Genomic DNA, 12,786 nt, shown 5'->3' on the forward strand with positions numbered 1-12,786 from the left:
CCGATGAGTCTGTGCGAGGATGGAAGTGCCTGCGGAGCCGTCGAGGCGGCTTCTAGCTGGTCTGCACCCCGGCAGTACAGGGCACTGTGATTTTTGAAGGCAGAAAGCATCGGCGGAAAGGAAACGTCCTGGCATGGCCATAATCGGCATTTTGGCCGAAGTTCTTGCGTCCAGGGGGAGGATGTTTTTTTTTATGGACTGGACGAGTCGCAGCTGCCATGTGCTTTGGGGGGACAGCTAACAGTGCAACATATCGGGGCTTGTGGGCAGGGGATGCGCCGAAATCCTGGTGGCCAGCAGGATATTGAGAGACGACGGATCTAGAAAAAGTTTCTTCTCCCATCCTGTAAGGTTCGGGGATATAAGAAAGATATCCTTATGGAATTATGTAAACTTTAAAATTCTGTATATGCTGAGATGACGGGCTTTTCGTTGCGGCGAAGTGAAATCCATTTTTTCTGTTCAGTGGATCCCGGCTGTAACAGTAGCAAATTTCTTGAGTATGCTAAGAACATGATTAAAAAAAAGAATATCTCGCTGTAAAAAAAAGAGGCCTCTGCATGATGCAGAGGCCTTTCACCATTTTTTTGTCCTCGCGGATCCTAACTAACGGGCAGCTTCTAGCCAGCGTCGCAGGACGGAAATCGGATGCAGGCAATCCTTGCCGGAACCGTGCTTGATTTGGACACGGCAGGTGCCGCATTCCGAAGCAGCCACGGGAGCCGGACTTTTGCGTACGGCATCAAAGAGGGCGGAGCCCACCTGCATGCCGATGGGATACTTTTCTTTTTTGAAACCATAGCTGCCCGAGATCCCGCAGCATCCGGCATCGGCATTGCTGACATGCATGCCAGGCAGAGAACGGAGCAGGTCAAGGCCGGGCAGGCCGTTGCCCTGAGCACGCAGATGGCAGGGGGCGTGATAGATAAGCTCGGAAGGAACCTCGGAACTGTCCACAGTTTTTCCGGGCAGACGCAGTTCTCCCTTATCCACGCAATCCAGCAGGAAAGCCTGCGCATCCAGCAAGGTAGTGGAGACGCCATCGATCATCAGATCGGGATAGTATTCCGGCAGATCGGAGGAGAACATCAACGCGCAGCTGGGGCAACCGGTGATGACCGGGATGCCTTCCTTGCGCCAGCGCTGCAGTTCCGCGATATTCTTTTTGGCATTGGCGCGAGCGTCGTCCCAGAATCCGTTGGCGACCATGGGCAGACCGCAGCAGACGAATTCCTCGGGAACGATGACATGGTAGCCAGCCTGGTTCAGCACCCACACAAGGTCGAGCCCGGTCTGCGGATCATAGACATCCAGATAACAACCGGGAAAGAGGACGACATACTTGTTGGTATGGGGCTGCCAGATTTTTTTCAGCTGCTGCCGGAAACTCTTTTCGGCAAAGGCCGGCATGGGAGCTTTGGCGGAGATGCCCAGCTTGTCCAGCGCAAAGCGCGTCACAGGATTGAGCATGCCGAAGTTTTTCAGCTTGGCAGGCACATAGCGCAGCAGCTTGGCCATGAGCTCGCCGTGCCCAAGGATCCAGTCCCGCAGAGGCGGACGCTTTTTGCGGCACTGCTCGGCACGAGCCATCATGTTCAGGCTGGAGATCGGGACGCCCTGGGGGCAGGCGATGTCGCAGTTTTTGCAGTTGGCGCAATAGTGCAGGGATTCTTCTTCGGCAAGACCCAGCAGGCGGAAACGCTCATAGGCGGGACCGATCATGCGGGGGCCAAGGAAGTTCGTGGTGGCCTGGGCCACCGGGCACTGTACCACACAGGTGGTGCAGGCGATACAGGCATCAGGATTGGGATGTTTGAGAGCCATCATGCACCTGCCTTACACACATTGGGCGGCATACCAGGCCGTGGCAAGGGCCACGCCGTTACCGCTTTTTTCAGTAGCGAAGTCATAACCGCCCAGCGAGCGGCCCACAAAACGGACATTGTCCAGCAGCACCGAGCCTTCCTCAGAGCAGGGACGCAGCTGTGCGTCGACGCGGACGCGCAGGGTAGCGAAGGCGTGGCGGGCAAAGACATTTTCTTCCGACCAGTTAGAAGGATCAGCGGAAGGCATCTCGCCATTTTCCAGACAGAGCGGCAGCCGGAAGATGCTTTCCTGCATCTTGCCGGGCTCCGCTTCGAATCCGTCGCCCATGAAACCACCGGTAGCCACAATGATCTGATCAGCTGTATAGACGTGTTCGTGGTCGAGACCGGAGGTGACCACGCCACGGCAATGCCCGTCCGCGACGTCGGCACGGATCACCGTGGTATTTTCCAACAGGGTGACATCCAGCTCGCGCAGGGCATTCAGCAGGCAGGTGCGCAGGCGCAGGCCGCTGACTCCCGGAGGGATGGAAAGCATTTCCACCACCGGGCAATCCAGCAGTTCCACCAGTTTTTTCCAAAGGAAGTTGCGCACCCCGCACACAGGCGGCAGCAGGATGAGGTCCTGTCGGCCGCAGGCTTTTTTCAGGGCATCGGCCAGCCAGAAGACCCCTTCGGGACGGTCCACATAGCGGGCCAGATCCAGAGCCGTGATATTGCGGTGCGTCTTGCCCAAGGGCGAGGGCAGGACGACTTCGGTGAACTCGATGCTCCTGAGAGCAGGATAACGGCGGAACTGCTTGATGATCAGATTGGGCTGGCAATCGCGCAGGCCCTCGATAGTGACCACGGCAACTCGTTTGGCCTTCAGCAGCAGATCGCCATCGGCGCTGGCCGGACACAGGCCGCTCGGCTTAAGGGTGCCCATGATGCTGGGGACCAGGCGATTGTTCTCTTTCATGGGCAGCAGGGACAGGCCCTGAGCTGTACAGACTTCTTCCAGGAAAGAGCAGGCTTCGGCCACACGATCGCGTCCCAGCAGACGATAGGGATGGGCCTCGGGCAAGGATTCGATGGCATCCAGCGGATGGCCGGAAACGGCCTGACCGTTGACATAGCCCAAGACGTCCACGCAACCGCTGCCGATGGCCAGCGCTCCCACGCCCCGGGAAAGGACAGTGACCTTGCGGCCGCGCCGGGCAGCGGCAAGGGCCGCCACAAGGCCGGACATGCCGGCGCCGATAACCAGGACGTCGCTATTTCTTTTGTTCATTGCCGGCTCCATCCAGATTGAGGGTGGCCGCATAGATGGCACGCCCCAGTTCGATTTCTTTCAGCTGCTTGCCCCACAGGGCCGGGCGCAGACCACGCCAGCGTTCCTGCAGGAATTGGGAGACGTCTTCCGTGGGCGAGAAGGCCAGGGGCACATTGCGTTCGGTCAGGGCGCCGATGGCGCGCAGGGAGCAGAACGTGCCCTGGCAGGTACCCATGCCCAGACGGGTGCGCAAGCGGACATCATGCAGGGAGTGGGTGGCAGGATCGCGGGCCACATATTCCACTTCAGCCATGCTGACCATCTCGCATTCGCACAGCAGCTCGTTGTCCTTTTCGGATGCGGCCTTTTCCACCACATCGGCAAACGTGCTGCCCAGACGGTCGGCAGCAAGAACGGCGCCATTGAGCGGGAAAACCTTGGCGGCTTTCTGCATCAGCTCGGGGGAGGGATCCTCCATGATGGGCTCTTCCGCCGTACGGCACGGTTCGTTGTTGCCGAGATAGCGGCAGACCAGATCGCTCATGCGCTCCGCCATCAAACGGTAGGTGGTCAGCTTGCCGCCGAAAATGCTGGCCATGCCTTCCAGGCCGTCCTGCTTGTGGTCCACGATGTGGAAATTGCGGCTGGCGGCACGACCCACGGCATTGTTGGGCGTGTAGAGCGGGCGCGTACCGGCAAAGGCACGCAGGATACGGTACGAACGCAGATCGGGGAACAGGGGCTCGCCGATGTCCAGCAGACGCAAAACGTCCTCGGTCGTGGGCGTATTGTTGTCCGGGCGGTCGGTAGGCGTCGACGTGGTCCCCAGGATGGTGATGGAACCGTGCGGGACGAAGATGTCACCGTCGGAGCTTTTGTGCAGGCGGTTGACCACGCGCGACGTGAAGCGGTGGTTGAAGACGATCAGCGTACCGCGGTCGGGCGACACGCTGACGTCCAGACCGGCCAGCTGGGCGATCTGTCCGGACCAGGAACCGGCGGCATTGACCACATATTCACAGGCGATGTCCAGTTCCTCGCCGGTGATGCGGTTGCGGGCCGTGACGCCCGTGACCTTGCCGTTGCTCTGCTTGATGGCGATGACTTCGTGGTAGGTGAGGATATCACCGCCGTAGCGCCGGGCACACAGGGCATTGTGCCAGACCAGGCGGAAGCCGTCGACGCAGGAGTCCGGCACGCGGTAAACAGAACAGATATTGGGAGCCAGGTTGGGCTCCAGCCGCCGTGCTTCGGCCACATCGATGCGCTCGGCGGAGATGCCCGCACGGGCACAGGCTTCGACCCAGCCGGGTTCGAAGGCCGGGTCGTCCAGTTTGGTACGGACGAAAAAGCCTTCGGTCTCTTCCACACACTGCTTGCCGATGCGGCGCAGGATCATGTTTTCTTCGATGCATTCCCGGGCGGATTCGCTGTCACTGACAGCGTACCGGGCGCCGCTGTGCAGCAGGCCGTGGAAGCGGGAGCTCGTGCCGTGGGCCAGCCCCCCCTGTTCCAGCAGCAGGGCGGGCACGCCGCGCATGCTCAGGTCGCGCAGAATGCCGATACCTGTCGCACCACCGCCAATGATGATCACTGTGGTTTCTTTCACGCTGTCCTCCGCTCACAGGAGCGACAATTATAGCTTTGGAATCTTCGTTTGCGAAAGTTATACGGGGAAGTCGTCCCTTTCCTCTACTTACAGGACATTGTTGTGTCAAGATGGGCAAGAGGCGGGAAAAACGCCGCTTGCAGCAGGCCATCGGCCTGTGTAGAATCCCGGCACGGCGGCGGGTGCCGGACGGGGGCGCCACGGCTTTGCCGTCATTTTTTTCATTTTTGAAACTTGGGGGACACGGCATGCGGCTTCCTGACAAACGTTGCATCGTTCTGGACATGGATGGTACCATCTATATGGGGGACAATCCCATCGAGGGGGCCGTGGCCTTTGTGCAGCGGCACTGGGAAGATGTGGACTTCTTCTTCCTGAGCAACAATACCTCCAAGGCGCCGGAGACCTACATCAAAAAGCTGAACGGCATGGGCATCCCCGCCCGCAGGGAACAGCTGCTCTCGCCGGTGACGCCGCTGGTGGCTTTTTTGAAGGCGGAAGGCATCCATACGGCGTATGTGGTCGGCAACCGGGATTTCGTTTCCGATCTGCGCCAGCGCATGCCTGAACTAAAGCAGCAGGAAGAAGGCGCGCAGGCCGTCATCCTGGCCTATGATACGGAACTGACCTATGAAAAACTGTCGCGTTCCGCGCTGCTGCTGCAAAAGGATGATGTGCGTTTCCTGGCCACGCATCCGGATCTGGTCTGCCCCTCCCCGGAAGGCCCCCTGCCGGACGTGGGCAGTTTTCTGGCCCTGTACGCCACCGCCACGGGCAGGAGACCGGAACGCATCTTCGGCAAGCCGGATGCGACCCTGCTTTCCGGCCTGCTGCAGCGTTATGCACCGGAAAACATGCTGATGGTGGGCGACAGGCTGTCCACCGACAAGCTGCTGGCCGAGAACGCCGGCATCGATTTCCTGCTGGTCCTGAGCGGAGAAGCCCGGCGTTCCGACCTTCCCGGGCTGGAGCGCCAGCCGACCCTGGTGCTGGATCACCTGGGACTGCTTGACCAGTAGGCCGCAAGAGGCAATAGTAATAAAAACGTCCGGCAGCATTTTTCGTAGTCGCAACCCCCGGTATGCCTATGGCCCATACTTCTTTCTTTTTCGATCTTGACGGTACCATCACCGATTCCAAGCAGGGCATCATCAATTCCGTCCTGTATTCTCTGAACCATTTCGGGATCAGGGCCAGTGCGGACAGTCTGCTGTTCTTCATCGGTCCGCCGCTCAAGCAGTCCTTTGCCCGTTATTTCCCGGGAGACGGCGCCCGTGTCGCACTGGCGGTGGAAAAATACCGCGAGTATTTCCGGCGGCAGGGGATGTTTGAAAATCAGGTCTATCCCGGGGTGCCGCAGATGCTGGAGCGCCTGATCGAGCAGGGACACCGCATCCATCTGGCCACATCGAAGCCGGAAGTGTTCGCCCGTCAGATCCTGGACCATTTCCAGTTGAGCCGTTACTTCTCCTTTGTGGCTGGTGCCGAGCTGAACGGAAGCCGCAACGACAAGGTCGATGTGCTGCGTTACGCCCTTCAGGAAACGGGCGCGGATGTGTCCCATTCGCTGATGGTGGGGGACAGGTTCCATGACGTGGTCGGCGGTCATGCCGTGGGCATGAAGACCGTGGGCGTGCTGTACGGGTACGGGAGCCGTCAGGAGCTGGAATCCGTCCATGCCGACTATATCTGCCAGAGCATGACGGATCTGCAGACGACCCTGCTGGCCCTGGGGGCCGAGATGCGCCACTAGGGCGGGATGCTGTCCTAAGTGGATGAAAAAAGGCCACTGCTCCTGTGACAGGCATCGGTTTACGGAGAGGAGTTTTTCCGCGGTAAAGGCCTGTTACGACCATTCGCATGAGAAAGAGAAAGCCCGGTATCACAGGATACCGGGCCTTCTTATTGTACGGGGCGTATTGTCGGCTGATGGCCGGGGCCGCTCAGCCGGCAGGCAGGAGCGGAACTAGTTGATATCCCAGTCCAGGCCGAAGGTGTCGTGCAGGATGCGCACGGCCAGTTCCACGTACTTTTCCTGGATCAGGATGGTGATCTTGATCTCAGAGGTGCTGATCATCAGGATGTTGATGCCTTCCTGGGTCAGGGCGGAGAAAGCACGGGCGGCCACGCCGGAGTGGTTGCGCATACCGACACCGATGGCGGAGACCTTGGCCACGTTGACGTCGGAGACCACGTCGGTGGCGCCGGTGCGCTCCTTCACTTCTTCCATGATGGCCAGGGTCTGCTTGAGATCCTTGCGGGAGATGGTGAAGGTCATGTCGGTATGGCCGTCAAGGCTGGTATTCTGGACGATCATGTCCACCAGCACGCCCTTTTCGGAAAGGGGGCCGAAGATGGCGGCGGCCACGCCGGGCACGTCGGGAAGGTCGTGCAGAGTCACACGAGCCTGGTCCTTATCATAGGCAATGCCGGAAACAAGAACAGCTTCCATGCTGGAGTCCTCCTGGGTAACGAGCGTGCCGGGGTCGTCGGAAAAAGTGGAGCGGACGCGCACAGGCACTTTGTACTTCTTGGCAAATTCCACGGAACGGATGTGCAGCACCTTGGCGCCCATGCTGGCCATTTCCAGCATTTCTTCGTAGGCGACACGATCCATCTTGCGGGCGCTGGAGCAGATGTTGGGGTCGGTGGTATAGACGCCGTCCACATCCGTGTAGATCTCGCATTCCACCGAACCCAGGGCGGCAGCCAGGGCAACGGCCGAGGTGTCGGAACCGCCGCGGCCCAGGGTGGTGATGCGCTGGGACTCCGTGCACCCCTGGAAACCGGCGACCACCAGCACGTCGTATTCATCCAGATAGCTGCGCAGGCGCTGGCTGTCGATGGATTCGATACGCGCATTGCCGTGGTCGTCATCGGTAATGATGGGGATCTGCCATGCCAGCAGGGAACGGGCACGGATGCCCGCGTCTTTGAGCAGCATGGTGAAGAGCGCGATGGAGACCTGTTCCCCGGTGGAGACCAGAGAATCACATTCCGCCGGGTCCGGAGTGGAGGACCACTCGGAGGCCAGGGCCAGCAGGCGGTTGGTCTCGCCCGAACGGGCGGAAAGCACGACCACCATCTTGTAGCCCTTGTTCAACCCGGCCTGCACTTTTTCGCGCACTTTCTTCATGCACTCCAGGTTTGCCACTGAAGTGCCACCGAATTTTTGAACTAAGATTTTCATGCCAGATTCCATTGATGCACCTGTCTCACGAAAAAAGGGGCAGATCCGTCCGGGAGCCGTGCCGTCCGGATGTGGTCCAGGCTGTATGCAGCTCCTGAGCCAGAGCCTGAGACGCCTGCCCATGCGCCATTACCGTCAGGAATCGTCCTTTTTCGCATGACTCCAGCCGGATGTCCAGAAATTCCTTGGGCAGGGCCGCTTCGGGGATATACTGGGCCCATTCCACGATGCAGATGCCTGCATCGGCGTCCAGCGCGTCCCAGACTTCGTCGGGAAGGGAGGCCGGGCAACGGTAGAGGTCGCAGTGCAGGACAGGCGGACAGGTGGGATAATTGTTGCAGATGGTGAAGGACGGACTGGAGATCTCGGCCTGGTCGCCACCCGGCAGGGCCGCGACCAGAGAGCGCGTCAGGGTCGTTTTGCCGCTGCCCAGATCTCCTTGCAGCAGCAGGGCGCGCACCTGGGGGGCGTTTTGCATCATGCCGGCCAGCAAGGTGCCGAGGCGGGCGGTATCGTCCAGGGATTCGAGCACAAAGGTAAAGGCATCCATAGCGGGGTATCCGGTTAAAGTGTCATGGCCTGGGGCAGGGCATCGGCCAGTTCGCCGGCCACATTGCCCCGGTGGGGATAGGTGCGGGCCAGTATCTGGCCGGCAGCGGCATGCAGCGCCACTGCCAGGCATGCGGCCTGATGGGCCGGTCGGGCGCTTTCCTGCAAGCGAGCCAGCAGGGCCGCGGTACAACCGGCAAGCACGTCGCCGGAACCGCCCATGGCCAGCTGGGGGACATCCAGGGGGCTGAGGCCTGTGGGGCAGTCCCGCTGGCCGACCAGCGTCCCTGCGCCTTTGAGGACGACAGCTGCGGGGACGGCGGCGCAAAGGGCCTTCAGGGCCGCCATCCTGTCCTGCTGGACAGCGCTGCCCGGGCAGTGGAGCAGGGCAGCGGCCTCGCCGGGATGGGGCGTCAGGATGTCCCCGGGGCCAAGGGCCGCCAGCAGGGCGGGATCCCCTGCCAGCAGCATCAGGGCATCAGCATCGAACACACAGGCCGGGCGGTCAGGCCCTGTCAGAAGGGCTGTCAGAAATGCATGACTGTCTTCTCCCCGTCCCATGCCGGGACCGATGACCATGGCCCGGCACTGGTGGAGGCGTTGCCGCAGGCCGTCCGGGAGCTGGGAGGGCCAGTCCCTGTTTTCGGGATCGCCCAGGGGCAGGGTCATGATCTCGGGCCAGCCCATGCGCACTTGGTCTTCTCCGGCAGCGGGCATGGCTGCCGTGACCAGACCGGCACCGGTGCGCAGTGCCCCCCGGGCAGCCAGATGCCCGGCACCGCACATGCCGGGGCGGCCTCCCATGACGAGGATATGCCCGTAGGTGTTCTTATAGCTCGCAGCCGTCATGGCAGGCAGCAGGGGCAGGGCATGGCCGTCCAGAAGGCGGAAAGAGCAGGGACCTTCATCCCGGACTTTGGCAGGCATGGCGATGGGGCCCACATGGCATTCCCCGGTATACGGACGGGCCCACGGCAGCATCAGGCCTGGTTTGGCGGCGGCAAAGCTGACCGTCATGTCCGCTTTGACAGCCTCGGGACCAGGCAGGCCGTTGGTGGCATCCAGGCCCGACGGTACGTCCAGGGACAGGATCAGCGGCCGGGGAGAAAGTTCGTTCACGAAGGAGACAATGCGTCGGGCATCGTCGCGCAGCTGGCCGGAAAAACCCGTGCCCAGCAGCCCGTCCACCAGGATGTCGGGATGAGGGAGGGACGTCTCCGTCAGCGCGGCCACCGGAAGGAAGGGGACGCCACATGTCCGGGCCGTCCGGAGATGATACGCCGTTTCATTCCGGTAATGCTCCAGCGTCCGGGTATGGAAAACATGCGGACAGGCTCCGGCATCAAGCAGATAACGGGCAAGGCAGGCGGCATCGCCGCCATTGTTACCGCTGCCCATGAGCAGCCAGACCTGTTTCCCCGCAAGCCGGGGGCACAGGGCGCTCAGCTGGCGGAACGCCGCGGCCGCGGCATTTTCCATCAGGATCTCCGGCAGGATGCCCAGTTCCACGGCCTGCCTGTCCCACTGCTGCATCTCGTGCGGCAGGGGCAGCGGCGGCAGTGCGGACCACCATTCCCCGTTCATCGTCAGGCCTCCAATACGACAACCGCGGCTGCCGTGGTTCGTTCATGCGTGATGGATACATGGATATGGCGCACGCCCAGCTGCCGGGCACGCTCCAGGGCCGGGCCGGTAAAGCGCAACTCCGGCTTGCCCGTCGGCGTGGGCAGGATCTCGATGTGACGTGGGCCGATCCCCAGGCTGAAGCCGCAGCCCAGCGCCTTGACGGCGGCTTCCTTGGCAGCCCAGCGTCCGGCCACGAAGGTGGGGCGCAGATCAGGGCAGGCCTCCTGTTCGGCAGGTGCCAGGATCCTGGCCGCAAAACGTGCGCCGTGGCGTTGCAGGGCCCGTTCCATACGCCCGATATCGGTCAGGTCCATCCCCAGTCCCACCAGCATGTCCGCCCCCGGAGTTGAAGCTCAGGAAAAAAAACGCTATACTGCGCACTCAATCGATTTGTTTTGACGTTATCACTGTCGGGCGTCAAGAGCGCCCCAAGGGAGAAAACATATGAAATTGTGTATCGTCGGCACCGGCTATGTGGGTCTGGTGAGCGCTGCCTGCTTCGCTGAAATGGGCAACTCCGTGACCTGCATCGATGTCAACAAGGATGTTGTGGCCCGCCTGAATGCCGGCTCCGTGCATATTTTCGAGCCCGGCCTGGAACCCATGGTGCGCCGCAGCCATGCCGATGGCCGCCTGAAGTTCACCACCAGCCTGGCGGAAGGTCTGGTGGGTGCGGATTGCGCCTTCATCTGCGTGGGTACCCCTCCCGGAGAAGACGGTTCCTGCGACCTGCACTATGTGGAGCAGGTGGCCCGCGAGATCGGTCGTACCATGGAAAACGACCTCATCGTGGTGGACAAGTCCACGGTGCCGGTGGGCACTGCCGACCGTGTGCGCGCCATCATCACCGAAGAGCTGGCTGCCCGCGGCAAGAATTTCGACTTCGAGGTGGTCTCCAACCCCGAGTTTCTGAAGGAAGGCGACGCCATCTCCGACTTCATGAAGCCTGACCGCGTGGTCATCGGTACCTCGTCGGATAAGGCCGCTGCCACTATGCGCGAACTGTACGCGCCCTTTGCCCGTACCCGTGACAAACTGATCGTCATGGGCATCCGCAGCGCTGAAATGACCAAATACGCCGCCAACTGCATGCTGGCCACCAAGATCTCCTTCATCAACGAGATCGCCACCATCTGCGAACGTGTGGGCGCCGACGTGCGCGACGTGCGTAACGGCATCGGTTCTGACAGCCGCATCGGCTACCAGTTCATTTATCCCGGCGTTGGTTACGGCGGTTCCTGCTTCCCCAAGGACGTGAAGGCCCTGATCCATACGGCCGAAGCCGCCGGTATGGAGCCCAAGCTGCTCAATGCCGTGGAAGCCGTGAACGCCCGCCAGAAGCTGCACATGGCCGAGCGCATCAAGGAATACTTTGCGCCGCAGGGCGGTGTGAAGGGCAAGACCCTGGCCCTGTGGGGCCTGGCTTTCAAGGCCAACACCGATGACATGCGTGAAGCCGCTGCCATCAACATCATCAACGCCCTGACCGAAGCCGGCATGAAAGTGCGGGCTTTCGACCCCGTGGCGGCTGATAACGCCCGCCGTATCTTCCAGGATAACCCCCTGGTGGAGATCGTGGACGATCAGTACGGCGTGTGCGATGGTGCCCAGGCTCTGCTGGTGGTGACGGAATGGAACCAGTTCCGCAATCCCGACTTCGACCGCATCAAGTCCCTGTTGACCGCGCCGCTGCTCTTTGACGGTCGTAACCTCTACTCGCCCGCCGCCATGGGCAGCCGTGGTTTCGCCTACTTCTGCATCGGCCGCCGTCCTGACTAGGCAACGAACCGACCCAAGACCAGAAGAGGGCCTGTCCTGCAAAGGGCAGGCCCTTTATTTTTGTCATACATAAAGGGGGAAGAGAGCTGTCGAGCGAAACGATGACTTGGCAAAAGTCATCTGGGATACATAAGTAGTGTATGGGAGCCATAGGACAGGAGCCAGAGGCGGCAGGCTCTTCAGGCCGGTATGGGAGACGTTTTTTCTGTTAAGCGTATCCCTTGGAGGAAGCCCCATAAAAAAGCCCCGGCAGTTTCCTGCCGGGGATCTGTTTTTTTAGCGGGGAGGGAAAAGGACTAGTTCTTGCGGATGGAGCGGGAGACGAAATCCAAAGTTTCGTCATAGAGCTCCGGCAGGGCATAGGGGGTCAGAACACGGGTACGGTTGGCACCCACCATCAGGGAGATGATGACCTGCGCCGTGGCCTTGCTGTCCACATTGACGATGCTGCCGTCACGGATGCCGCGCTGGATCTGTTCTTCCAGTTCACGATGCACCTGGGCGAACATGGAGTCCATCTGCTCCCTGTCCGTCTTGGTCTTCATATCGCTGTACGGGGAGCAGCGCACCAGCACCAGCCAGTTGGAATCCTTGTCCACAGAGAAGTCCAGATAGGCCTTGCAGAAGTGCATGACGGCATCATAGCCGCAGGCCGCATCGGCCGTGGCCTGGCGCAGCTTGACCAGAAAATGTTCCAGCACATCGAGTCCCGAGGCCAGGAACAGTTTTTCCTTGTTGCCATAGTGGTGCGTCAGCAGTCCAAGGGCCACACCAGCCCGGTCGGAAATCTTCTTGAAGGTGGTTTCCACATAGCCACATTCACCAAAAAGTTCCTTGGCGGCCTGGAGCAGGGCTTCTTTTTTATTTTTTGCAGTCATGGTCATTGCGGGGGTTAAGCGTCTTTTTCACAATCGGCCAGAACTGTTTACTCGCTCAATGAAGGCAAGTCAAT

At 60.7% G+C, this 12,786-nt stretch carries 11 protein-coding genes; 3 read left to right on the plus strand and 8 right to left on the minus strand.

Annotated elements, in window-relative coordinates:
• Positions 1-606: 606 nt before the first annotated feature.
• Genes ACQRBR_RS00005 through glpA form a run of 3 tightly spaced genes read right to left on the minus strand, consistent with a single transcriptional unit; the run spans position 607 to position 4,690 of the window.
• On the minus strand, positions 607-1,827 hold the full coding sequence (locus tag ACQRBR_RS00005; protein WP_427811944.1) for an anaerobic glycerol-3-phosphate dehydrogenase subunit C: 1,221 nt from the start codon (positions 1,825-1,827) through the stop codon (positions 607-609).
• A gap of 9 nt (positions 1,828-1,836) precedes the next feature.
• Positions 1,837-3,099 (minus strand): anaerobic glycerol-3-phosphate dehydrogenase subunit GlpB, encoded by a 1,263-nt coding sequence (gene glpB / locus ACQRBR_RS00010; RefSeq protein WP_427811945.1) that lies wholly within the window; start codon positions 3,097-3,099, stop codon positions 1,837-1,839.
• Positions 3,083-4,690 (minus strand): anaerobic glycerol-3-phosphate dehydrogenase subunit GlpA, encoded by a 1,608-nt coding sequence (gene glpA / locus ACQRBR_RS00015; RefSeq protein WP_303880196.1) that lies wholly within the window; start codon positions 4,688-4,690, stop codon positions 3,083-3,085. The genes glpB and glpA overlap by 17 nt, the downstream gene beginning before the upstream one ends.
• Positions 4,691-4,938: 248 nt before the next feature.
• Here glpA and ACQRBR_RS00020 point away from each other — a divergent pair, with 248 nt between their 5' ends.
• Together ACQRBR_RS00020 and ACQRBR_RS00025 are read left to right on the plus strand one after the other, a co-directional pair.
• Positions 4,939-5,709 (plus strand): HAD-IIA family hydrolase, encoded by a 771-nt coding sequence (locus ACQRBR_RS00020; protein ID WP_040369319.1) that lies wholly within the window; start codon positions 4,939-4,941, stop codon positions 5,707-5,709.
• Positions 5,710-5,777: 68 nt separating this feature from the next.
• Positions 5,778-6,443, plus strand: a complete 666-nt coding sequence (locus tag ACQRBR_RS00025) for an HAD family hydrolase (protein WP_427811946.1) — start codon at positions 5,778-5,780, stop codon at positions 6,441-6,443.
• A 213-nt stretch (positions 6,444-6,656) separates the two neighbouring features.
• On the opposite strand, the gene ACQRBR_RS00030 is transcribed toward ACQRBR_RS00025, so the two are convergent.
• Genes ACQRBR_RS00030 through ACQRBR_RS00045 form a run of 4 tightly spaced genes read right to left on the minus strand, consistent with a single transcriptional unit; the run spans position 6,657 to position 10,387 of the window.
• A complete protein-coding gene (locus ACQRBR_RS00030; RefSeq protein ID WP_006006022.1) occupies positions 6,657-7,880 on the minus strand; it encodes an aspartate kinase in 1,224 nt (407 codons plus the stop codon).
• 25 nt (positions 7,881-7,905) lie between these two features.
• On the minus strand, positions 7,906-8,430 hold the full coding sequence (tsaE, locus tag ACQRBR_RS00035) for a tRNA (adenosine(37)-N6)-threonylcarbamoyltransferase complex ATPase subunit type 1 TsaE (protein WP_168936345.1): 525 nt from the start codon (positions 8,428-8,430) through the stop codon (positions 7,906-7,908).
• Between the two features lie 14 nt (positions 8,431-8,444).
• Positions 8,445-10,013 (minus strand): NAD(P)H-hydrate dehydratase, encoded by a 1,569-nt coding sequence (locus tag ACQRBR_RS00040; RefSeq protein ID WP_427811947.1) that lies wholly within the window; start codon positions 10,011-10,013, stop codon positions 8,445-8,447.
• A gap of 2 nt (positions 10,014-10,015) precedes the next feature.
• A complete protein-coding gene (locus tag ACQRBR_RS00045; protein ID WP_427811948.1) occupies positions 10,016-10,387 on the minus strand; it encodes a holo-[acyl-carrier-protein] synthase in 372 nt (123 codons plus the stop codon).
• 112 nt (positions 10,388-10,499) lie between these two features.
• Between ACQRBR_RS00045 and ACQRBR_RS00050 the strand changes: the two genes are divergently transcribed.
• The gene (locus ACQRBR_RS00050; RefSeq protein WP_168936342.1) at positions 10,500-11,834 is read left to right on the plus strand and encodes a UDP-glucose dehydrogenase family protein; all 1,335 of its coding nucleotides are present in this window, start codon (positions 10,500-10,502) and stop codon (positions 11,832-11,834) included.
• 296 nt (positions 11,835-12,130) lie between these two features.
• On the opposite strand, the gene ACQRBR_RS00055 is transcribed toward ACQRBR_RS00050, so the two are convergent.
• Positions 12,131-12,718 carry a TetR/AcrR family transcriptional regulator gene (locus tag ACQRBR_RS00055; RefSeq protein WP_006006010.1) on the minus strand — a complete coding sequence of 196 codons (588 nt, stop codon included), beginning with the start codon at positions 12,716-12,718 and terminating at the stop codon, positions 12,131-12,133.
• Positions 12,719-12,786: the final 68 nt, after the last annotated feature.

This window comes from Desulfovibrio sp. SGI.133, assembly GCF_050313955.1.
Classification (GTDB): domain Bacteria; phylum Desulfobacterota; class Desulfovibrionia; order Desulfovibrionales; family Desulfovibrionaceae; genus Desulfovibrio.